Annotated in this window: 11 protein-coding genes; all 11 read right to left on the bottom strand. The window is 68.4% G+C overall.

Annotated features, from left to right (window positions below; all coding sequences use genetic code 11):
• Nucleotides 1-2 precede the first annotated feature (2 nt).
• The 11 genes from AB4089_RS10645 to AB4089_RS10595 all read right to left on the bottom strand — a co-directional run bounded on the left by AB4089_RS10645 (nucleotide 3) and on the right by AB4089_RS10595 (nucleotide 21,574).
• A complete protein-coding gene (locus AB4089_RS10645) occupies nucleotides 3-3,590 on the bottom strand; it encodes a PKD domain-containing protein (protein ID WP_441409254.1) in 3,588 nt (1,195 codons plus the stop codon).
• 86 nt (nucleotides 3,591-3,676) lie between these two features.
• Complete coding sequence (locus AB4089_RS10640; RefSeq protein WP_441409253.1) at nucleotides 3,677-4,600, bottom strand: hypothetical protein; 924 nt, start codon at nucleotides 4,598-4,600, stop codon at nucleotides 3,677-3,679.
• Nucleotides 4,597-5,421 (bottom strand): hypothetical protein, encoded by an 825-nt coding sequence (locus tag AB4089_RS10635; RefSeq protein WP_441409252.1) that lies wholly within the window; start codon nucleotides 5,419-5,421, stop codon nucleotides 4,597-4,599. Before AB4089_RS10635 ends, AB4089_RS10640 begins: the two co-directional genes overlap by 4 nt.
• Nucleotides 5,418-6,215, bottom strand: coding sequence for a CDP-alcohol phosphatidyltransferase family protein (locus AB4089_RS10630; protein ID WP_441409251.1), 798 nt, complete (start codon nucleotides 6,213-6,215; stop codon nucleotides 5,418-5,420). The genes AB4089_RS10635 and AB4089_RS10630 overlap by 4 nt, the downstream gene beginning before the upstream one ends.
• Nucleotides 6,212-7,387, bottom strand: a complete 1,176-nt coding sequence (locus tag AB4089_RS10625) for a DUF1972 domain-containing protein (protein ID WP_441409250.1) — start codon at nucleotides 7,385-7,387, stop codon at nucleotides 6,212-6,214. Before AB4089_RS10625 ends, AB4089_RS10630 begins: the two co-directional genes overlap by 4 nt.
• Nucleotides 7,384-7,845 carry an adenylyltransferase/cytidyltransferase family protein gene (locus AB4089_RS10620; RefSeq protein ID WP_441409249.1) on the bottom strand — a complete coding sequence of 154 codons (462 nt, stop codon included), beginning with the start codon at nucleotides 7,843-7,845 and terminating at the stop codon, nucleotides 7,384-7,386. The genes AB4089_RS10625 and AB4089_RS10620 overlap by 4 nt, the downstream gene beginning before the upstream one ends.
• Before the next feature lie 54 nt (nucleotides 7,846-7,899).
• Complete coding sequence (locus AB4089_RS10615) at nucleotides 7,900-9,486, bottom strand: sugar transferase (RefSeq protein ID WP_441409248.1); 1,587 nt, start codon at nucleotides 9,484-9,486, stop codon at nucleotides 7,900-7,902.
• 654 nt (nucleotides 9,487-10,140) lie between these two features.
• On the bottom strand, nucleotides 10,141-13,014 hold the full coding sequence (locus tag AB4089_RS10610; protein WP_441409247.1) for a helix-turn-helix transcriptional regulator: 2,874 nt from the start codon (nucleotides 13,012-13,014) through the stop codon (nucleotides 10,141-10,143).
• Between the two features lie 71 nt (nucleotides 13,015-13,085).
• The gene (locus AB4089_RS10605; RefSeq protein ID WP_441409246.1) at nucleotides 13,086-15,824 is read right to left on the bottom strand and encodes a LuxR C-terminal-related transcriptional regulator; all 2,739 of its coding nucleotides are present in this window, start codon (nucleotides 15,822-15,824) and stop codon (nucleotides 13,086-13,088) included.
• Nucleotides 15,825-16,110: 286 nt separating this feature from the next.
• A complete protein-coding gene (locus AB4089_RS10600; RefSeq protein WP_441409245.1) occupies nucleotides 16,111-18,807 on the bottom strand; it encodes a LuxR C-terminal-related transcriptional regulator in 2,697 nt (898 codons plus the stop codon).
• Nucleotides 18,808-18,829: 22 nt separating this feature from the next.
• A complete protein-coding gene (locus tag AB4089_RS10595) occupies nucleotides 18,830-21,574 on the bottom strand; it encodes a LuxR C-terminal-related transcriptional regulator (protein ID WP_441409244.1) in 2,745 nt (914 codons plus the stop codon).
• Nucleotides 21,575-21,926: the final 352 nt, after the last annotated feature.

The raw sequence follows: 21,926 nt of genomic DNA, 5'->3' as shown, positions 1-21,926 counted from the left end.
GCCTACGGGATCTTCACGGCGAAGGTGTCAAAGCGCAACACCACCGGGACGTTGGTGGACGATCCTGAGAGGTACCCGACGATTCCTGCACCGCCAGCTACCTGGAGTTCCGCCGTCGAGTCGCTCGCGTTGAGCTGCCACGCCGCCGGTTCGGCCGCCGACGCCCGCCAGACCTTCGCGCTGAGCGCCGTCGGGGCGGTGCCGGTCAGGCTGAGCCGGATGTTCACGGGATCGTTGGCGGCCATAGTCAAACCGGCAATCGCCAGGGGCCCGGCAATGGTCGTCTCGGCGTTGTTGATGACCCGGGTCAGGTACAAGGACACGGCGCCGTTGCTGCCGACCTTGATCTTGGCCCGGTAGTCGTTGTTGTTCGCCCGCCGGCCGAGCAGTGAGGCGAACATGCCGCCGCCGTCTGCGATCTTGTCGGCGAACACCGTGACCGTCCCGTCGAAGGCTGCGGTGGACACGGAGTTCAGGAACGCGCTTCGGCTGGCTCCGGCGGCCCCGAGGGTCACAGCCCCGGAACCATTGTTGACGGCGAAGTTGGTGTTGCCTCCCGAGAGCGTCCAGGCCCCTCCAGTGTCCGCCGTGCCGAAGCCTCCGGTGACGGTCCGTCCGAATGCGTCCGCGGCGACCACGGTGTTGGACGCCGGGGCCGTGACGGTGACCGCCTTGCTGAGCGTGCCCGTGGCGCCGCCGCCGTCGGTCACCTTCAGGGTCACGGTGTAGGTTCCGGCATTGGCATAGGAGTGCGAGGCCGTCGCCCCGGTTCCGGTACTCGCGTCCCCGAAGGTCCAGGCGTAGCCCGTGATGGTCCCGTCCGGATCGGAGGATCCGGTGCCGTTGAAGGACACGGCCAGGTTGGCGGCGGTGGAGGTGAACGCGGCCGTCGGGGCCACGTTCGCCGGCGGAGCCACCACGGTCACGGAGTGGACGATCGTGGCGGTGTTTCCGGTGTTGTCCGTTACTGTCAGCCGGACCGTGTAGGTGCCGCCTGCCGCGTAGGTGTGCTGGGCCGTGACCCCGGTGCCGGTGCCCCCGTCGCCGAAGTCCCAGGCGTAGGCGGCGATGGGTCCGTTGGCGTCCGAGGACGTGGTCCCGTCCACTGAGGCCGTGAGTCCGTTGGCGGTGGACGTGAACCCGGCCACCGGTGCAGCGGGAGGGGCGCTGACCGTTCGGCCGGAGGCCACAAAGTGCGCCTGGACCCGGGACAGCGGGAGCACGGTCGGGTAGATGGCGACGTCGTCGATCTGGCCGTTGAGGTACCGGCTCGTCGGACGGCTGGGCCAGCTGGTCAGGTTGTCGCCGCCGAGGCGCCAGAACCCGTCGATCGGCCACGCCGAGGTGGTGTCGGTCCGCCCTGCCGCCAGTACGCCGTCGAGGAACAGTTGCATCCCGTTGGGACCCAGCGTCGCCACGACGTGGTGCCATTGGTTGTCGCTGAAGGTGTTGGTGGTGTTGACGGTGATCCGGGAGGCCGTTCCGCTGCCGCCGGTCGGGCGGACGCCGAAGAAGATCCGGCCGCTGTTGTCCATGTAGACGTTCCGGTCGTAGTCAGCCGATACGCCGGTCTGCGAGTTGCCGAAGCCGATGATCTGGCCGCCTTGCTTGGTGCCGGTCCGGAACCACGCCTCGGTGCTGAACACCTGCGGGCGGGCGGAGAGCGTCGGGCTGCTGGCCACCCCGTCGGTGGTGGCGTTGAAGGTGGCGGCAGTGTCCGAGTCTCCGGTCATTGCGCCCGGGGCGCCGAAGCTCACGCCCGGCCGGACGATCAAATCGTCCTTGCCCGCGAGGTCCACGCCGGTGGCCCCACCGGTTTCGCCGAGGCGCCAGTAGTTGCCGGGCTTGTCGGCCAGTACCTGCTGGGCGTAGCTGCCCGGTGCCGTGACCGAACCGGGGACGGTGATGGTGACAGTCTCGCTGCGGGCCTCGTTGCCGAAGGCGTCCCGGGCGAAGATGCGGTAGCCGTAGCTCTGGCCGGGGGTCAGGCCGGAGTCCAGGAACGTCATGCCCGTCCGCCGCCAGAAGGTGGAAGCCTGGGTGACGGTGGAGATGACGGCGCCGTTGCGGCGGACCTCATACGTGAGGTTCTCGTTGTCCTGGTCCCAGTTGGCCTGCCAGCGGACCCGCACGGTGCCGGCGGACGGGCTGGAGAGCGTCGGGTTGAAGTTCACGCCGGTCAGGCGCGGCCCGCGCAGGTTCGGCGAGAGGCCGGTCCGTGGGAACCGGGTCAGTCCCTGCTGGGGCTGGTTGTTGATGGTGGTGAATTCGCCGGCCATCACGATGTAGTCGGCATTGCCGGCAACTGTCCAGGCGCCCTGGTCCTGGCCGGTGAAGGTGCCGGCGTCCAGGATCGGGAACCAGTTCAGCAGCGACGGCGACGGGTTCCCGGCGAAGTCGGTGTAGCCGTGGCTTTCGGCGGTCACCTTGCCGGTGGCCTTCTTGCTGAAGGCGATGCCGCGGTTGAACTGCCAGGGCTCGGCCTGGGGGAACGCACCGATGTTTCCGCAGAAGTGCGCGTGACCGGCCAGGTAGACGGCATCCCCCATCGGCTGGATCGAATACGTGTCCCCGTGGCAGTCCTCGAGCCAGGTGGTGGAGTCGTCGGCCCATTTGACGGAGAACATTCCCTCCAGCGTGCTGCTGCGGCCAAAGGTGTAGCCGGCGCCGTAGACGTTGACGCCGTCGGACGCGAGGGTGGTGATGGCGCCGGTGGTGCCGCCGTTACGGGCGATGGTGTTGATCTGGAAGGGCAGGACGGCGCCCAGGGACGTGTCCACCTTGGCCACGCCGTAGCCGGGGCTGCTGGAGCCGTTGATGGAGGTGAAGGCACCGCCCACCACCATGCTCGCGCCGTCCGGGGAGAGGGTCATGGCGTTGACCCTGCCGCCGATGGCAACCGGGTTCCAGGGCAGGAGCGCGGCGTTGGAGGCGCTCACAGCGGCGAGCTTGTCACGGGTGACGGAGCCGACGGCGTTGAACAGGCCGCCGAGGTACACCGTGGTGGACGTCGCCACGATCGAGCGGACCGACGCGGACATTCGGGGCAGGAAGCTGGTGACAAGGGCACCGGTGCCAGGGTTCAAGGCGACGGCCCGCCACACGGTGGAGCCGTTGTAGGCGGTAAACGCACCGCCGACGTACAGCCGCGATCCGTCGGGGGAGGCTGCCAGTGCGGTCACCTCGCCGTTGAAGCTGGGCGTAAACGTGCTCAGCAGCTCACCGGTGGTGAGGTTGTAGGCCAGGATGTTGTTCCGCGGGACGGTGCCGGTGCCGGCAGCAGCGCCCGCGGGCCGCGCCGCGGTGAAATTACCGCCGACGAACACCGTGTTGCCGATGATGACCTGGGCCCAGGCGACGCCGTTGATCTGGGCGGTGGGCAGGCCGTCGGCGGACACGGTGACGGGGGTGGCCGGGTTGGCGGGATCCGCGGGGGCGGTGTCCGCTGCGGCGGGCTGGCTGCCGACCAGCCCCAGGGACAGCGCGACGGCGCCGGCCAGCAGCAGCGCCAGCGCCCTTTTCGCACCCGCCCGCACGGTGGTGTAGGCGGTCCTCGTTGTTGTTGCGGTAGTTGCTGGTGCCGGTGCCATCGTCGGTGCCGGGCCGGCCGGCGGCCGTGTCCCTCTCCCCCGAGCGCTCCCCAGCGTTGCGTTCCTGAGCATCTCTTCTCGTCCCCTTAGTTCAGTTGATGACTGGCCGCACTGGCACCCAGCGCCGCCACATCCTCGGCCGAAAAGAGGCCTCGAATGCAGTGATCGTTTTGGTTCTCTCCCACGTTGGTACTCATGAGGGTCTGTCCCTGGCTGCCAGGAATGATCGGAAAGTGCCGGGGCACCGGGCCGACCTGGCGCACCGGGATGCCGGCACGCAGGGCCACCCACTTCAACCAGATGTCATCCGCGCGCCGGCACGAGTCCTGGAAGCCGTCCCCGCGCAGCCGCAGCTCCTCGAGCATGGCTGGGGGGTAGATGACACCGGACACGCCGGTGGCGAAATTGGCCGCCCGCTCGGCTGTGTCACGGGCCCGGGACCAGGTTCCATAGCCGGCTACTTGGTCCCCCTCGACCCCCATGATGCTGACCCAATGCGCACCTACGCTGCCGGGGTGGCGCTCGCCGGCATCCACCAGCTCGGCCAGCCACTTGGGCGGGTAGACGATGTCGTCGTCGGCCGTCACGAGCGGCACGGTGTGCCGTGGCGTGGAGGTGACGTAGGGGTAGTACTTGGTGTGCGGCCCGTAGTTGGGGGCGGCGAGGATCTCCAGGCCCCGGCGTTCGAGGCGGCGCAGCGAAGCGGGGCACGCCGCGAGGCCTTCGGGCGAATCCAGCCACAGCACGAGGCGTCGCGGCCGTACCGTGCCGCGGGCAATCGACTCGATTGCGATCGACACCGTGCGGATCCGGTCGCCGTGGGTGGTCAGGGACACCACGACGCCGGCAGCCCCGGTGACCGGCCCGCGTGCCAGGAGGTTGCGCCCCCGCAGAATGGCCACAGCGCAGGCGGCCTGCACCCGCTTGCCCAGCTTGCGTGCCCGCCGGACAGCGCGCCGCAGAATAGAAACGGGAGCGGAGACCGGCGGCCCGCCGGGCGCCGCCGTCATGGTTTGGTCCCGGCCGGGGCACGGCCGGCGAACGTCGCAATCGGCGTCTCGGCTTCCAGGTTGAAGTGGATCTTCACGGTGTCCCGCGCCTCGAGCGGCACGGCGAAGACGAACACGCCGGCCCCGGAGGCCCCGGCCGCGACGCTCGCCGGGAACGCGACGGGGTCCGGTCCGCTGAGTTGGCTCGCCGGGGCGTCGTCCTTGCCGTAGCTGACGTCCACGAGCGCCCGGTCCAGCGAGAGCGGTGTCGCGGTGGCGTTGACCACAGTGATCTTAAACCGCACGGCAGGTCCGGCCACTTCGCCGATCCCGGTTGCCACGCCTTGGACAGCCGTCATCTCCGTGATGGTCGCCGTTACACCGCCTTTGACGGCTTTCTTGGCCGTCAGGTCCACGGGGGCGGCAGTGGGCTGCGCGATCGCCGCGAGTTCCTGGTCCGACTTGCCCTTCCGGTCCACGGGTGCGGGGTCGACCTCCGGCGGACCGGACGGTTTCGCCGCCGCCGGTACGCCGGCAGCGGCGGACGGGGTCGGCGCGGAACCCGGGGTCGGCGTTCCGGAACCCGGGGCCGGCGTTCCGGAGCCCGTCTGCGCGGCAGCGGCGCCGGCCGAGTCAGGGCTGGCGGTGCCGGGCTGGGCGGAAGCGCCCACGGTGCTGTCCTGGGCTGCCGGCGCGTCGCTGCCGGAATACTTGAGCCCGGAAGCCCACGCGACACCGCCAACGGCCAGGAGTGCGGAGACTCCGAGGGCCGTCGCCACCAGGCGGGTTCGGCGGCCGGCCGGCCGGCGCTTGTCCGCGGGGGTGCTCGGTTGCTTGTTCATAGCCGGTCTCCCTGCATGACGTGCTGTCCGGCCGGACGGGATGCCGGCTGGGACGCGGAGAGCTCCCGGAACCACTTCACCGACGCCAGCACCAGGAACCCGGCCGTGGCGGCGAAGATCAGCGTGTAGACGGTCAGGAAGACAGGCAGCACGCCGTAGCTGACGAAGGACAGGCAGAGGACGCCGTAATCCATCGGGATCACCAGCAGCGAACGGATCCAGGAGCGGCTGCCGGGCTCTGCCACGGACACCCGTCCGGCTTGGCGCCGGAGCTGTTCAGTGAGGATCATGCCGAAGAACAGGACGGCGGACACCATCGCCGCGCCCAGCGGAACCACGAGCCACCACGGGTCCACGGCGTCGAAGCGAAAGAGCCCGACGGCGAGCGCCAGCGGCATCGCCGAGGTCTTGACGGCGTCGACCATGTGGTCCAGCCACTCCCCGGCCGGCGAACCGCCGCCGCGCATCCGGGCCACCTGGCCGTCAGCCGAATCAAAGGCGTAGCCGGCCGCGAGGCACAGTGCCACGCCGATGCCGAGCACGGCGGAGGGCGGGTAGAGCATCAGCAGGGCGATCCCGGCGAAGGTGAAGGCCGCGCTGATGGCTGTCACCACGTTCGGGCTCAGGCCTGCCCGTATCGCTGCCGCAGCCAGGAGCCGTCCCAGCCGGCGGTTGATGTAGCGCGAGTACGCGGGGGCACTGCGTGCAGCGGTCTTCTGGCCGACCGAGAGGGACCTCACGATGGCCCAATACCCGTCGACGGGACGTTTTACGTGCGGGGCGATGGCGGTCACTGGCCAGCTCCTAGGCTTTGCTGGGCCGATGCGGGGAGCCCGCGGTAGGCGCCGCGCGCTGAACGCACCCGCAGCCGGGCAAGGTCACGGCACAGCTCCTCATAGCCGTCCGTGACGAGGTCCCAGCTGTAGCGGTGCGCGATGATCCGCGCCTGCTCACCCCGCCACGCCACATCGGACCCGGGCCGCTCGGCGTCAGCGACCAGCCTGGCCACCTCTTGCGGCTCCGAAAAGTACCGGCCGGAGTGCTCCAGGACCTCACGGTTGAATCCGACGTCGAACGCGTTGGTCGCCGTTCCCGAGCCGATGGCCCGCAGGAGCGAGGGATTGGTTCCGCCGACCGAGTGGCCGTGCCAGTACACGAGTGCGTTGGCATACAGCTGGTCCAGCAGCTCCTGGTCCCAGATCCCGCCGACGAAGCGGACCCGGGCATCGGCCAGGGCGTGGACGTCGCTCGTGTACCGGTTCGAGTAGGGGGCTGAACCCACGACGATCAGTGGCAGCTCCGACCCGCTCCGGACGAACCCCTCAACAATCAGGTGGACGTGGTTCTCCGGCTCGAACCGGGCCACCACCAAGTGGTATTGCTGCGGCTTGAGGTCCAGTTGCCCGAGCTTGTCCGAGTTGCCCCCGGCCAGCAGCGGTGCGCCGTACGCGAGGTAGACGGTGTCGGCGTCGAATTTCTGCCGGTAGTAGTCCTGGATCCCGACGGCGTCGGCGATCAGAGCATCCGAGAGCCTGACTGCGAGCCGTTCCACGGCCCGGTAGTAGTTCTGGCCGCCCTTGCCCCACTTGGCGCGTTTCCATTCCAGACCGTCGACGTGTGTGGCCACGGGGATGCGCGCCGCCCGGAAGGCCGGCAGGTAGGGAGCGTTGGCGGCGTTGAAGAGGATGGCCGCATCCGGCCGGTGCCGGAGCAGGTGGGCGACGGAGAGGCCGGTGTGGCTCAACGTCTCCAGGGACCGTTTGTGCATCGCCGGAAGGTGGACAAGTTCCATGCCCAGGTGTTCAGAGGGCTTGTCTGTGCCTTCGCCCATGTCCCGGCAGTAGACGGTGACGCGGTGGCCGCGCTGCACCAGGCGCTGCCCGATTTCCTCGATCGCCGTTTCGAAGCCGCCGTAGTGCGCCGGGACGCCGCGCGTCCCCACCATGGCGACATGCAGGCCGCTCACCGCCGTGTTCCTTGCCTGAGGTGCGACGGCGACACGGACTGATTGATCAGTTCCAGGGCCGTGCGCAGGGCCGAACTTGAGGTGTGGACGGTGTATGGGAAGTGGACGACCTCGACGCCGACGGCGCTAAAGGCCGCTTGCAGCCGGTCTCCTTGCGGAGTGCCCTTCCAGTCGTCTCCCTTGAAAAAGATGTTGAAGCGCAGTTCCTCCCAGACCTGGAGCTTATCCGGGACGACTTCGGCGAAGACCTTGTCCACGTAGCCGATGCTGCCGACAATCTCCATCCTCTCGGCGAGCGGGACCAGGGGCAGCCTGCCCTTGGCCTCCTCGAGGATTTCGTCGGCCACGACCCCGGCAATCAGGTAGTCGCATTGGCTCTTGGCGTGCTTGAGGATGTTCAGATGCCCAATGTGGAACAGGTCAAAAGCCCCCGGGGCATATCCAATTTTGAGACCCATTGTGTTCTGCTGCCTTCCCGTGTGACGCCGGCCCAGTACCGGCGTTTAGTGTGTTTAGTAGGCCCCCACCGGATGAAGAATGACCCTGAACGTTCGCCACAGGATCATGATGTCGCCGGTCAATGACCAGTTCTCCACGTAGTAGAGGTCCCAGCGGACGCTCTCGTCCCAGCCCAGATTGGACCGGCCGTTGATTTGCCACAGACCCGTGATTCCCGGCTTGATCAGCAGCCGCCGACTCACATCGCCCTCATAGCCCTCCACCTCGACGGGCAGCTGCGGCCGCGGTCCCACCAGGCTCATGTCGCCCTTCAGGACGTTCCAGAACTGCGGCAGCTCGTCCAGCGAGTACTTCCTGAGCCAGCGTCCAGCGGTGGTGATCCGGGGATCGTTCTTGAGCTTGAACAGCAGCCCCGCCGCCTCGTTGAGGTCCTGCAGCGCCGCCAGGTCCTGTTCGGCCGTGGTGACCATGGAGCGGAATTTGACCATCTTGAACCGCTTACCGTTGAGTCCGACCCGTTCCTGGCGGAAGAACACCGGTCCTTTGCTGTCGCGGACGATGATCCAGGCCAGGGCGCACAGCAGCGGTGAGAGGACCAGAAGGGCCGCGGCGGCTGCCACGATGTCCACGAGGCGTTTGAGTGTGTGCTTGCCGCCGGTGAACCGCGGCAGTTCAACGTGCATGAGGGGCAGGCCCTCGACGGGCCGCCAGTGAATCCTGGGACCCGCGACGTCGGTCAGGCTCGAGGCCAGGACGAGGCCGGCCGGGGTGCCTTCCAGGGCCCACCCCAGCTGCCGGATGGACCGGGTGCCGCCCTCGAGGCGTCCGGCCACGACGACGGCATTCGCCCCTGTCTCTTCGACCTTGTCGGCGACCGAGTCGACGTCGCACAGGACCGGGATCCGCTCGGCGGAAATTTGCAGGTGGTTTTCGGTGTAGCCGGCCGGCAGGGCAGCCCCCACGACTTCGTAGGCGGCGCCGGAGACTTTGCCGAACTGCCGGATCACGTACTCGACGTCCGCGGGTTCCCCGACGACGATCACCTTGGAAAGGTAGTGGCCGAAGAGCCTCTGGCGGTTCAGCCAGGCCCGCCATTGCCAGCGGTTGACCAGCAGGAGCAGGGCACCGGCCGGAAGCGCGAGGGCGAAGTGGCTGCGGACCACATCGACGCCCAAGAGGATCACCACGATGGCGATGCCGCCGAAGACGCCCAGGGTCGCATCGAGGACCCGTTTGTATTCCTCGGAGCCGATTCCCAGGACCGTCTCTTCGCGGGTGCGGTGCACCTCCAGCGCCAGGACCCAGACCAGGACAATGGCAATGCTGACTGCCAGGTACGATCCGCCGGCGGCAGCGCGGGTCAGGAAGGGTTCGCCCGCTTCGAGGTGGAAGGCATAGGCTGCCGCGACGGCAATCATCACGATGGCGGTGTCCGAGAGGCGGAGCCAGCGGCGATAGCGCTTGGCCCAGGACGTGCCCGAATCCACAACTGCGGCGGGAACGTCGTTGCCGACACCAGGGGCGGCGGTCCAGGGCTGGCCTAGCGGGCCGGCGCTTGAGGCCAGCACCGGTGCGGGCCGGCCGGTCAAACGGCTTCCCCGGGCCGTGTACCCCCTGCGGCGCTCGTCAACGGCGCTCATGCCGGGTCCGCGTCTCTTCGCGGCGCGGACCCGTGTGCAGACCGGTTAAGGGAGCCGGCGGCGGCTGGGGGGAGAGCCTCGGTCTCAGAAGGCTCTGACGCCGCCGGCTCCGACCTTGGCGTACGGCTGCCAGTTTCGGCACCGTACGATTCCAATGAAGGAGTTCGGTATAGGGAGGTTACGGCACGACCACCTCTAATGGTGGCAGTGGCTGCTTCAGCAAGCAAGATGGTTTGCGAGACCAAACTTCCCTGCAGGTCAAACCCGCGGTCGATTACCGCCCTGAAGTTCCTCATTTTGAGACCTTTGTGAGTAGTTCGTGGGACTGACTTAAGTCAATCCCCGGGGCCGGATCTGCACACGAGTAGCGTTTACCCGACTTCTGTTGTCCTGGCCGGGATGGCACTACTTGGGGATACTGCCGCCGGTCCCCCGGGCCACCCGGGGCCGTACGCGGCCACCGCACCTGCGGCCCTGCGGACGGTACCCGGCCACCGCAGCTGCGGCCGGGCGGGCAGGAACCGGCGGGGACAGGGGCGGCAGTCCGGCGGAACGGACGCCGGATTGATGGTGGGCGGGCCCCAGGTCTCAGACCGCATTCCCAGGCCGCACTTCTCAGGTAGGACTCAGGAATCAGGGCTCAGGGCTCAGGGCTCAGGGCTCAGGGCTCAGGGTTCCCTGGGCCGGCGTCTGCTGCGCCGGCCTCTCCTGCTCGAGGGTGCCGTGATCCAGGGTGCCGTGGTCCAGGGTGCCGCGATCCAGGGTGCTGTGGTCCAGGGTGCTGTGGTCCAGAGTGCTGTGGTCCAGCAGGTCCGCGCGGCGGCCGACGCCGAGTTTGGCGAAGATCCGGGACAGGTGCCCCTCCACGGTCCGGGGGGAGAGGCAGAGAGCCGTGGCGATCTCGGCATTCGTGGCGCCGCGGGACACCAGGTCCAGGACCTCTGATTCGCGGCCGGTCAGCGCCGCGCCGTGATCGCTGTGGACGATCTCCAAGTGCGCCGACATGCCGGCCTCCACGAGCCGGTGGTGGACACGGCGCTGGACCGCGGTGAGCCTCCACCGGTCCGGGTCATCTGCCAGGATCCGTTCCGCCTGCTGGGCGGCCTCGAGGGCCAGCAGTCCGTGCCCGCCGCCGAGCGCGTCGTCGCTGATGCCAATAAGGTCGGCCGCGTCGGACGCCGATACCGCCAGCGCGTAGGATTCCAGCAGCCGCGCCTCCGGGCCGTCCACGGCACGGCTGCTCATGGCGAGGGCATCGGCCCCCGAGACGTCACCGCTTCGGAACGCGAGCCTCCTGATATCGGTTTCAACGCCGCGCAGGCCCTCGCGCATCGCTTCGTCCGCCAGCCGGGACAGGGCTGATACGCCCGGCCCCTCTAAGCCGGCGCTGCCCGTGCCGGCGCTGCCCGTGCCGGCGCTGCCCGTGCCGGCGCTGTCCAGGCCGGCGCTGCCCGTGCCCGGCCCGTCGGCGCTGGCGCTGTCCAAGCCGCTGCCGAGCGGGCCGGCCCCCGGTTCCGCGGCCCGGCAATACGCCTCCGCCAGCAGGCGCAGGGTCTTTGGCTCGCGGTAGTCCGAAAGCCGGAAGTCCAGGCAGTGCTGGCTGGCCTCAAACTGGCGTCCCACGGCGGCGGCCGCGTACGCTGCGACGGCGTGCGCAAACGGCAGCAGGTTCAAGGGGTCGGCGATGGTGAGTTCCTCCACGCCCAGGCGTACTTCGGCCAGGCATTCACGCATCCTGCCCTGGCGCAGCCTCGAGTATCCGCGCATGAGGTGCAGCATGCCGCCGCTGTACAGCAGCCGTCCGGGCTCGCGGGCCGCGTAATCGTCAAGGACCCTCCCCAGCCCGTCCCAGTCCCCGGCCCGGATCAGGTTCAGGCAGTGGCGCACCACAAGGTCCTCGAACACCAGGGGAAGCCCCTGGCTTCCGCTGCGGGCACCGTTCCATGCCTCCCCGTCCAGGCGCAGCCCTGTTCGCAGCCGGCCCTGGGCGGTCAGCAGCTCGGCGAGGAGGGAAACTGCCGGGACGCGGATTTCGGGCGGGATGCCGGTGGTCTCGACCAGTTCGCGCAACCCGGTCCCCACTGCCATGAATCTGCCGTCCCAGGTGCGGTTCAGGAGTTCTGCGGCGACTCCCGCCGCGGCGGTTCCGGCCCACGGCCTATCCTCCGGAGCATGTCCCGGTGCGTGCGCGGAGGACTGGGACTCCCGGGCCGGCGTCGTGGACCCAAGCCGGGCCGCTAGCAGGGCGGCCAGATAGGACGGCCGTCCGGCGCGCACCGGTTGCGCGGTTTCCAGGCACGCCACAGCGGCCTGCGGGCGCCCGGCAATGAAGTGGGAGTATGCGAGCTGGATCCTGGCCTCTGACAGGAACCGGGCGTCCCGGATGGCGCCGGCGGCTCGGGCCGCGGTGGCAGGATCCAGGGCTGTGTTGGCGGCAACAGCGGCATGGAGCAGCTGCGCGGGAGGAATCTCCACGCCGCAGTCCAGCGACCAGCGCAGCCTGTTCAGGGCAGCTCCGGGCACCGCGGCGCGCTCCGAGGGAAGAGACAGCACGCTGGAGCGCAGGGCCGAACTGCGCCCGGCCGGGACCCGTTGGCGGATGATCTCGCCAACGATCGGGCTCGCGGGCCGGACGAGCCGGTCGTGCCCCGCGGAAACAGCGATTATTCCTGCCGTGTCGAGCGCATCGACGGCTTTGGGACCGCTGATCCGCAGGATCTGGGCCAGGGAGAGCGGTCCTGCCAGGGCAACGATCGTGGCCGCGGTCTTTTCCTCCGGCGTCATGGAGCGCAACTGCCGGTCAACGACGTCGGCGGCAGGAACCTGGGCCATGTCGGGGTTGGCCAGGAGGAACCACACGCCGTGCCGGCAGCCCAGTGCGCCGGTGGAGCGGGCATGCTGGATCAGGGACATCAGCATCAGCGGGTTCCCGTCGGCAGCGTCGTGAAACAGCGCGCTGACCCACGGCGAGACGTCGGCCCGCAGCACCTGTTCGCACAGCTGGTGTGTTCCGGTCCGGCTGAGCGGGACGAGATTGAACTTGGCGATGATTCCGTCGTCCCAGAGCGAGAGGAATTCTTCCGGGATCAGGGGCCCGGGCCGGCAGGTCGCCAGAATGGTTGCTGCGCCGGTGGCCGCGGCCTGGGCGAGTTGCCGGACGGTTCCGTGGTCCAGGCAGTGCGCGTCGTCGACGACGAACAGGGGGCACTCCGCCTCCGCTTTCAGACTGTCGGCCATTGCTTCGACGACGGCGGCATAGGAGTCGAGTTCCCGGTCGGGGAGCCGGGACAGGTAGGGCGCCAGGGCGCCAAAGGGTACGGCGGCCAGGGCCGGTGTGGCCGTCAGCCGGATCAGGTGTCTGCCGGGCCCGAGTTCGCGGATGGCGGCTTTGACGACGGCGGTCTTGCCCGTCCCGGCGCCGCCGACGACGATCGCACCTGAGCGTGTGTTATCGCGCAGGCAACGCACCAGGTCCTTGACCAGCGTTGACCGCTCGATGAGCGGGGCGGCCTCAGCCAGGCTTTCCATCGCAGGTTCTTCCTGCCGCCCGCTGCGTTGCCCGGGGCGCCGCCCGGGAAGCCGCCAGATTTATGCCGGGGTCAGCCGAGTCGGGCGCTGTCAGCCGGCGTTGAGATGACATCTTTGAGTTCCGTTCGGCTGGCTACATGCAACTTCGAATACACCTGGTAGAGGTGCCCTTCCACCGTGCGAACCGATACGTGCATCTGTTCGGCGATCTTGCGGTTCGATGTGCCGGCAGCGGCCCGGACGGCTACTTCGCATTCCCTCGCCGTCAGGGTCGACGTCGTGAGCGAATGGAGGCCGTTCTTGGGACTGCCGAACTTGTCATCGAGTGACTGCTGCGCCCGCTGGGCGATCCGCAGCGCGATCCGGTTGCCGGCGTCGTTCGCGCAACTGACGGCCTTCCGGGCCGCGTCCCGGGCGAAGACGGCGTTGCCGTTGGCGTCAGCGTCCTTGGACGCCGCCAGCAGCAGTTCGCTGTCGGCGTCCCGCATGCCTTCGGCCAGCCGCGAGCACAGGGCGGCGAATTGCCCGGTCACTTGTGCGCCGAGGTCGCCGAGCCTGTGGCCCATCTGGCGGTCCCCCAGCCTGGTGGCCGCGGACATGAACAGGAGCGCCGGGGCCACGGCCGAGGATTGGGAGTCGTTGTCCGCCTCGGCGGCCAGTGCGCGGATTGATGCTGCCCGCTGGCCGAGCTCGGCCTGGGCCGAGAGTTCGAAATAGCGCGTGAGCCGTTGCGCCAGCCAGGCCGTGGGTGGCCGAGGCTGGTCCAAATCGCCCAGCAGGAGCCCGGCCGTCTCCTCTTCTCCCTGGAGTGCGGCCGCGTAGGCGCAGGCAGCGGTGGCCAGGGCGGTCAAGGCATCGGGGTCCTGGGCGCGGAGCTGCCACCTGCCCGCCTGGAGCCGGGACAGTGCGTCGTCGAGGTGCCCGGCGTTCAGGTCGATGACGCCTGGGCCAATTTCGAATATGCCGCCGAGCCGGGTCTGGGGCTCTCCGCCGCCGTACGTCTCGTCAAGGTAGGCCGATGCCTCCCGGAACTTCGCCGAAATCAGCAGGAGCAGCAGGAACCTGCCCCTGATTTCACGCACCGCCTTGTCCGTGAGCTGCACGTTCGCTGTGGCCGCCAGGACCTGCTTGCCCAGGGCCAGCGCCCAGACTACGTTGCCGGTGACGGCCAGGGCCTCGCAGCGCACGCTGGCCGTCACGATGCGCGGTTCGCTGCCAAGGTCCGTCGTGTCCATGTGGTCGGTCGCGGCCAGGACATCGGCGTAGCGTCCCTGGAATGCGGCGAGCTCGGCCTCGGCCAGGGACAGCTGTTCGCGGGCCGCTCCCACCGCGGCGCTGCGCTCCTGTTCTGCGGCCAGCCGCTCCGCGAGCTCCCGCAGCCGGGCTTTGGGATCGGCTCCGGGGGCCGTGCTGCGCTTTTCCAGCTCTGCGCGCAAAAGCTGCAGGGCGGTCCATTCGGCGAGCGGCAGCTCCCTGCAGGCGGCCTCATCCAGTGCTTCCAGGACCCGGCGCGCCGATTCCTCGTTGTTGACCAGGATGTGGGCGTTCATCGATTCGATGGCCGCCTGGACGTCGCGTTCGCTTCCTTCCGCCTCCTGGATGAACCGCAGTGCGGCCACGGGGTCGGATGCGCTGTTCGCGGTGTGGGCCGCGGCCAGCGCCACTTCCGGGCGCACCTGTTCTCCACAGTCCAAGGCCCACGCGACGCCGGTCGCGCCGCCGGCCTCCAAGGCATCCGAGTCCTGGAGCACCGCTGTGAGCCGGCGGCGGAGTTCGGCGCTGCGGCCCGGCGGGACAACGCTGGCCACGATGCCGGCGGTTACCGGGTTGGCCACGCTGACCATCGGCGGATGCTCGTGGGTGACCCGGATCAGGGCCCGTTCCTGGAGCGCGTCCATGTCCTGGGGGTTGGCGATGTGCATGAGGGTCTGCAGCGGAACTGCGCCGGCCAGTGCCAGCAGCTCGAAGACGTCCCGCTGGCCGGCGCCAAGCCGGTTGAGGCGGGCCTTCACGACGTCCCGGATCTCACCGGTCAGGGCAATGGGGCCGTTGCCGAGGAACCACACGCCGTCCTGGCGGACCACTGTGCCCAGCTTGATCTGTTCCCGGGCGAGGGAATGCAGGAACAGGGCGTTGCCGCCGCTCGCGCTCCAGAGCGCCCGGGCAGCAGTCAGGGAGAAGCGGCCCCCGTATTCGTGGTGCAGCGTTTCTGCCGTCTCGGCGAAGTCGAACGGCCCGAGGTCCATCCGCCGGAGCAGGTCATCCTTCCAGAGGCCCATGATGTCACCGCCGACATGTGGCATGTCCACGCACGCCGCCAGCAGGGTGACATGGGCCCCAGCGCTCAGCTGGGCGACCATCATGCTCGAGAGTTCGTCGAGGTCGTGGGCGTTGTCCACGAACAGGACGATCCGCCGCCCGTCGGATTTGTTGTGGAGGAGCTGGGTCAGCCCGCGCAGCACCATCAGGGGGTGTTCGAGATGGGAGGCGTCGAGGTCATTGAGCAGGACGCTCAGGGCTCCATAGGGCAGCTTGGAGGAAATGGAGCTGCCTCTGACCTGGACTACCAGGTACTCGTCGCCGAGCTGTTCCAAGGCACGCTGGGCGATGAAGGATTTGCCGGCCCCATGGTCGCCCACGAGTACTATGCCGCAGCCGGACCCGGATGTCAGGGTCTCAACCACCTCGGCAACTACCTGTTGGCGGGTGAAGGGCTTGTCTTTGTTCCGGCCGTATCCGTTTCTTGGCGCCGGATATATCGTTTCTGTCTGGCCGCTGCCCGCAGGCAAGCCGGCGTCTTGCTGGAACATATGAGAGACCTTCGCAATCAAAGTGTGAGCGGTGATACAACAACCGTAGGGACTACGCGTATTTTGGGTATGCGTAAGTAGTACTCGAATACGCAACGAGTATTCGGCCCGCTCTACGTAGCTGTACTCAGTTGGACCCGCACCCTCGCAGGGTCCAAACCAAGTAGTCGGAATCAAGCTTCACGTGTCCCTGACCGTAGCGTCCCGGGCGCCGAAAAATCAGCCCGCCGCGGGCCCGGCTGGTGGCCGGAAAGGGCCCTTTGCCGCCCGGCGCGCTGAGGTGCCGCTAGCGTTCGTCAATGCCTGGCAGCTGTTCACGGCCTTTGACGTTGAGCTTGGCGTAGCTGCGGTAGAGGTGGCCTTCAACCGTGCGCACGGACACCTGGAGCTCGGCGGCGATCTGCCGGTCAGTGAGGCCGCGTACAGCCAGCGCCACGATGTCACGTTCGCGGCGGGTCAGGATGCCGAGCGAGTCATCGTTCTTGGCCGTGTCCTCACCGGGAAGGTCGTCTGCCCGGTCCAGGCACCGCTTCCGCTGGGCGTTCGCCATGCGCTCCCTCAGCGTGTCGCCCGCGGACCGGTAGGCGTGCGCCGCGGCGTCATAGGCCAGGGCGGCAAAGCTCCACAGTTCCGCAGCTTCGCAGGTCTTCGCGGCCTCGAGGTGGTCTGCGGCGTTGTCCGTGCTGATGGCGGCCGCGTAGGCGCAGATCGCCTCGGGCCGCGGACCTTCAAGCCCGGCCCGGAGTTCCAGCAGCCTCGTCGCCGAGTCCGTGTCCCCCAAGGCCAGGCAGAAGGCCAGCGCGTCGAGTTCGAGGCCGGCGGTGTCCATCTCCGGGTCCGGGCATCCGAGCCGCTTCAGTTCAGCGATGGCGCCGGGATAGTTCCCGAGCCGGGCTTTTCCGTAGACCACGGCCATCGCGGCCAATGAGCGCATGTACCGGGGCAGAGCCGCGGGTGCCGACTCGAAGTCGCCGAGGAAGAGCTCCGCTTTCGTCTGGGCCCCGACTTCTGCGGCCGCAGCAAAGGCCATGGCCGCCGTCAGGGGGAACAACTGCTGGGGGTCAGTCAGCCGCAGCGCTTCGAGGGCGGCGCTGAGCGTGTTCAGTGCCTGTGCGGCCTTGCCCTGGTAGAGCAGGACGATGCCGTGGGCCGCGTGGACTCCCCCGCCGAAGGAAATCAGGCTCGGCCCGGATCCGGCGACAAAGCCGGTCAGGAGGTTCTCTGCGGACTGCCAGTCCCCGGAGTGGATCGCGGCAGAGGCCGAACGGACCACGAGGAAGTCGGTGAGGAAGTACAGCTCGTCGTGGTCGGCTCCGGCAGCCTCGACCGCCTGGGACATCACGGCCAGCGCGCTGAGCCCCTTGCCGGCGGCCAGGAGCCGCGCCGCGTCGAGGCAGAGCCGGAACGCCCTTTGGAGGGTGTTCGCCGCCGGCTTGGTACCGGCCACCCCCGCCACGGGGGCCCCTTCCGCAGGAGCCCGTTCCGCGGGGGCCTGTTCGTACTCGCCTGCCAGCGCCAGAATCATGGCTTCCATGGTGTCCAGACGTTCCCTGACGGCAGCAAGAATGTTGCCGGCGTCGTCCGGGGTGGCCTCAGCGAGGCGCTCGGCGGCACGTTGAAGCACCTGTGCCCGGTCCATGATCTCTGCCGGCGCGTGGCCCAGTGCGGACATCACCGCTGCCCACAGGAGCGATCCGGCGAGAAGCCCGGGGATGCTGGTGCCCTGGCCGAAATCGGCGTCGAGGATGTCCCGTGCCGCCGCGTAGTCGGAGGCGTTGTAGCGGGTGCGTGCTATCACGGCCCGGGCCGCCATCTGCAGTTCCGGATCCTTGACGAGGCCGGCGGCCTTGCGGGCGAGCTCGTCCTCGTAGAGCCGGCTGGCCAGCACGGCGGCCCTGAGGAGTTGCCGGTCCTCTACCTCTGCGCCGCATTCGATCGACCAGCTCACGTGCCGCAGCAGTCCTTCGGCCGACGTCGGCTCGCTGTCCATCTTGCGCAGCAGGCTCTGCCGAAGCTGCAGGCTCCTCGCCGGCGAAATCAGGTTCCGCAGGGTGTCGCCGTACACGGTGTGCCAGAGCCGCAGCTCTCCGGTTCCGGAGTCCGTCACACGGATCAGTTCGCTGTCGATCAGCGCCCCCACGGCCACTTCGCCGGCCACGGATTCGATCAGCTCCCTGGAGACGGGTTCGGCCAGCGCCACCAGGTTCAGGGCCTGCCGCTCTTCCGGCGAGCGCAGCAGCAGCTGCCGGCGCACGACGTCGGTCAGCCGGTCGCCATGACTGTTCAGGTGCCGGGTGAACAGCCAGACACCATTGCGCCGCAGCAGTGTCCCGTCGTTCTTGGCGTCGTCGAGGAGCCCGTTGAGGAGCATCGGGTTGCCGCCGGAGGCCTCCCAAAGAATCTCGGCGACATTCGGCAGCACCTGCGAGCCGAGCTTGCCCTCCAGCATCTCCGTGGTCTGCGGGAGCGTGAGCGGGCGGAGGTCGTGCCGTTCGGCGATGCCTTCAAACCACAGCTGCAGGAGCGGTTCCGGCAGTCCGGGCCGGGCGGCCGCGCCCACAAGCAGTTTCGCCCAGCCGGCAGCGGCGAGCTCCGCCAGGATCCCCGCCGTCGCCTCATCGAGGTCGTGGGCGTCGTCGACGATCAACAGCAGGGGTTTTTGGGTGGCTCGCTTCTGCTCTTCCAGGTGCGCCCACAGCGTCCTCAACACGGCCAGCTGCGATGTTGCTTCCTGGACCGGCAGTTCCACGATGAACGGACCAAGAACGCCGTACGGCACCTTGCTCAGAGACGCGCTGCCGTGGATCGGCACCGGCGTCACTTCGGAGCCCAGCTCCGCCACCACGGCCTCGATGAGCCGGGACTTACCCATCCCGCTGTCGCCGAGGACGAACACGGCCACATGGCTGCCGCCTTGAAGGGCCTCGACTGCCGACATCAAATCATCAGACCGCCCGGTCAGGACGCGGGTCGCTGCCCCCATGCCGCGGTCCCCCGCCGGCCCCCTAGATGAGTCCAAGCAGATCACTTCGCGAAGAAACTCCGAGCTTCGTGAACACCTGGTACAAGTGGCCCTCCACGGTTCTGACGGAAATGCCGACTTCCAGGGCGATGTCCTTGTTGGAGACCCCGTTGCCGGCAAGGGTGGCGATCTGCCGCTCCCGGTCTGTCAGCAGCGGGCCCTTGTTTCGGGGCATGACCGGCAGTGCCGGCACCGACTCGGAGAGGCTCTCAAGCATGCTGTACGCTGCGTTGGCGCTGGCGGTCAGCCCGGCGCCCTTGGCGTAGTCGAACGCGAGCGCCGCGCACCTGGCCTGGACGGCGTCAAGTTCGAGGGCCGCGGCCTGGCCGGCGGCTTCGAGCATGATTGCCGCATCCTTCTTCCGGCTGCCGACGGCCACCGTGCGGGACATCTCGGCAAGCGGGCCCTGCCGCAGCCCGGCGAGTTCCTCCATGAACAGGAAGTCCTTGACGGTGCCGTTGACCGTGGCACCGAACATGCAGATGCCGGCAAGGGTGTGGCGGCCCTTGCGGAAATGTTCCTCCGCCGACCGTACCAGCCGGTCCTTGGCCTCCGGGTCGCCGAGCCAGCGCGAGGCCATGTCCATGCAGAACTCCGTGGCGCTGCCCACGGTGAAGCGGGACGGGCCTTCGGCAGAGCGGGCCCGGTCCAGGTAGATGGTGGCCTGGACCGAATTGCCGGTCTGCGCGTAGGCAAAAGCGGTGGCTGCGTAGGCCTGGCGCAGGGACTGCAGGCTCGCGCGGACCTCAAGCTGGGCGATCGCGGCGAGCAAAGGGTCCAGCGCCATGTAACCGCGGCCGGCATAGACGTAGGCCAGCCCGACGGCGAGGTCCGTGGCGGCGCTGCCGGAGTGCAGTCCGTGTCCTGCCCGGCCGCTCGCGTCCTTGAGCATGTCGATGGCCTGGCGCCACAGGCCGGAGAGGAGCAGAACGTTGAAGGAACGCCAGGCGAAGTTTTCGCGGATGCGCGGCACGTTGGACCAGTCGCCCAGCTGCCCGCCGATCTCCCGCATGAGTTTGCGGGCATCGAGCTCGTGGCCGGTCATGGACAAGGCTTCCATCAGGATGATGGCCGATCTGAGCCGGTGCACGGGGTCGGCGCCCGGGACGTCCGTGGTGGCCGCAGTGGTGAGCCGAGCCATCATGGGCTCGAAATCGCCGATGAAGGAGAAGTAGTTGAACTCGCACAGATCCAGGCACAGCCCTGCCCGGGAAAGGGCCGCCGGGTCGATGGACGGCTCGTCCAGGCTCAAGTCCTGGAGCCTGATCCTGGCCTGCCGGAGCATCTCGGGGACCTGGCCGGAGCGGTCCTGAAGCCACGCCATGCAGTCCGCCTTCGCGGCGATGAATTCGGCAAAGTTCTCGGCCGCGAGATCGTTGACCTGCTGTGCGGAGACGTCGTCCAGCGCGGACATGGCCTGCAGCGGCAGGCCGAGTTGGAGATAGGCAGCCGATTTCTGGAGCTGCCCTTCGGCCCACTCGGGGTCCGCGGGAGAGAGGCTGCCAGCACATTTGAGGGCAAACTTCGGGTCGAAGAGCTTCACGGCAGCGCTGGCAGCCGCCACGGCGTGGGCGGGCGCGAGTTGGGCGTTGCAGTCGTGCGTCCACGCCGCGTAGGCGAGCAGGTCCTCGACCGAGAGTTCATCCAGCTCATGTTTCTGGTGCCCGGGGACCTGGTCCCGAAGCTCCAGCCGGCGCTCCACGCTCAGCCAGTTGCGGACGATGTCGCCCAGGTACCGGTCGCCGAGGGTGACGAGGTGCCGGTCCGCGCGGTCGACGACGATCTGGCCGGCCTCTTCCATGTCGGCGATGACGCCGGGACTGTACATCCTGGCGAGCCGGGACAGGGGCAGCGTCCGGGCGCATGAGAGGACGTCGATTACCTCCCGCGCCTCGGGCGTCTCCCGGGCGTACCTTGCGCGGACAATATCTTCCAGCGCTGTCCGGCCATCCAGCACGACCTCGTCGACAAGTGTCCACACCGATCCGGACAGGACAAGGTTTCCGCGCTCGATCTGTTCGGAGACGACGGCCTGCAGGAGCGTGGGGCTACCGCCGACCAGCTGGTGCAGCTGGCTCGCCAGGGCGGTTGAGACCCGGTGACCCAGGGCTGACTGCAGGACCTCCAGCGTTTCGAGCTCGGTCAGGTTGGCGAGCCGGACCTCGGCGAGGTGGCCCGATGTGATGAGCCAGTAGAAATCGGGAGGAAGGTCCGTGGTGCGCTGCGCCGTCGCGATCAGCCGGGCGGTCCGGGTCTGCAGCAGGTTCAGCAGGACGCCGGTGCTCAGTTCGTCGAGGGCCCCGGCGTTGTCGAGCAGGATCACGCACTGGCGTCCGGCAGCGTCGTCGCGGATCAGCGAGGTAATACCGTGCAGAATGGCGGTCGGCGAGCCCAGGGAGCTCTGCGGCAGCCGCGCGAGGGTGAAGGCGAGGCAGCCGTACGGTGTTGCCGAGCCCGGCCCGGAGCTGCGGAGCTGGATGGTGTAGACCTCGGGGCCGAATCCCGCGAGGGCAGTCCTGCCGACAAGTGTCTTGCCCACACCGCGGTCGCCGGTGATGACAACGCCCATCCGGTCATGGGACAGCAGTTCCTGGCGGACATGCTCGGCGTCGGCGTTCCGCGCCAAACCGGACCAGCCGTGCCTTGCGACCTGGCTGGCAGCATGTTCTTCTTCGGCGGGTGCCAATGTAGTGGAAACATTCCCCCAGCCCAGCGAATCCCTCGACATGTAGTTTCCTTCGTACCGCTTTGCAGACAGCAACCCCGGGCTGCCCACTTAGAAGTAGCGTATCCCTATCCCCCGACATGAGAGTAGACAGATCATAACTGGAATGCCGAAACCTTGGAAGGAAACCCACCCTGCGGATACAACTAATACGCCCGGCGTCCGCCGCCGAACCGGTCCGGCCGGGTGGAAGGAGCGTTTAAGCTGCGTCTAGGTGTACTGCGCCGGGACGTTGTTGACACTTTGGGCTTGAAAACGAGGAGGACCTCCGGGCTTAGTGGAGCTGTCTAGTTCACACACTTTGCGCTCGGAGGTCCTCGTGTCCCACGTTAATGCCCGACTGACAGTTCATGGA

The sequence above is a fragment of the Arthrobacter sp. 2MCAF15 genome, assembly GCF_052115605.1.
In the GTDB taxonomy this organism is placed as follows: Bacteria; Actinomycetota; Actinomycetes; order Actinomycetales; family Micrococcaceae; genus Arthrobacter.
This window is presented reverse-complemented; position numbering and strand designations above follow the sequence as displayed.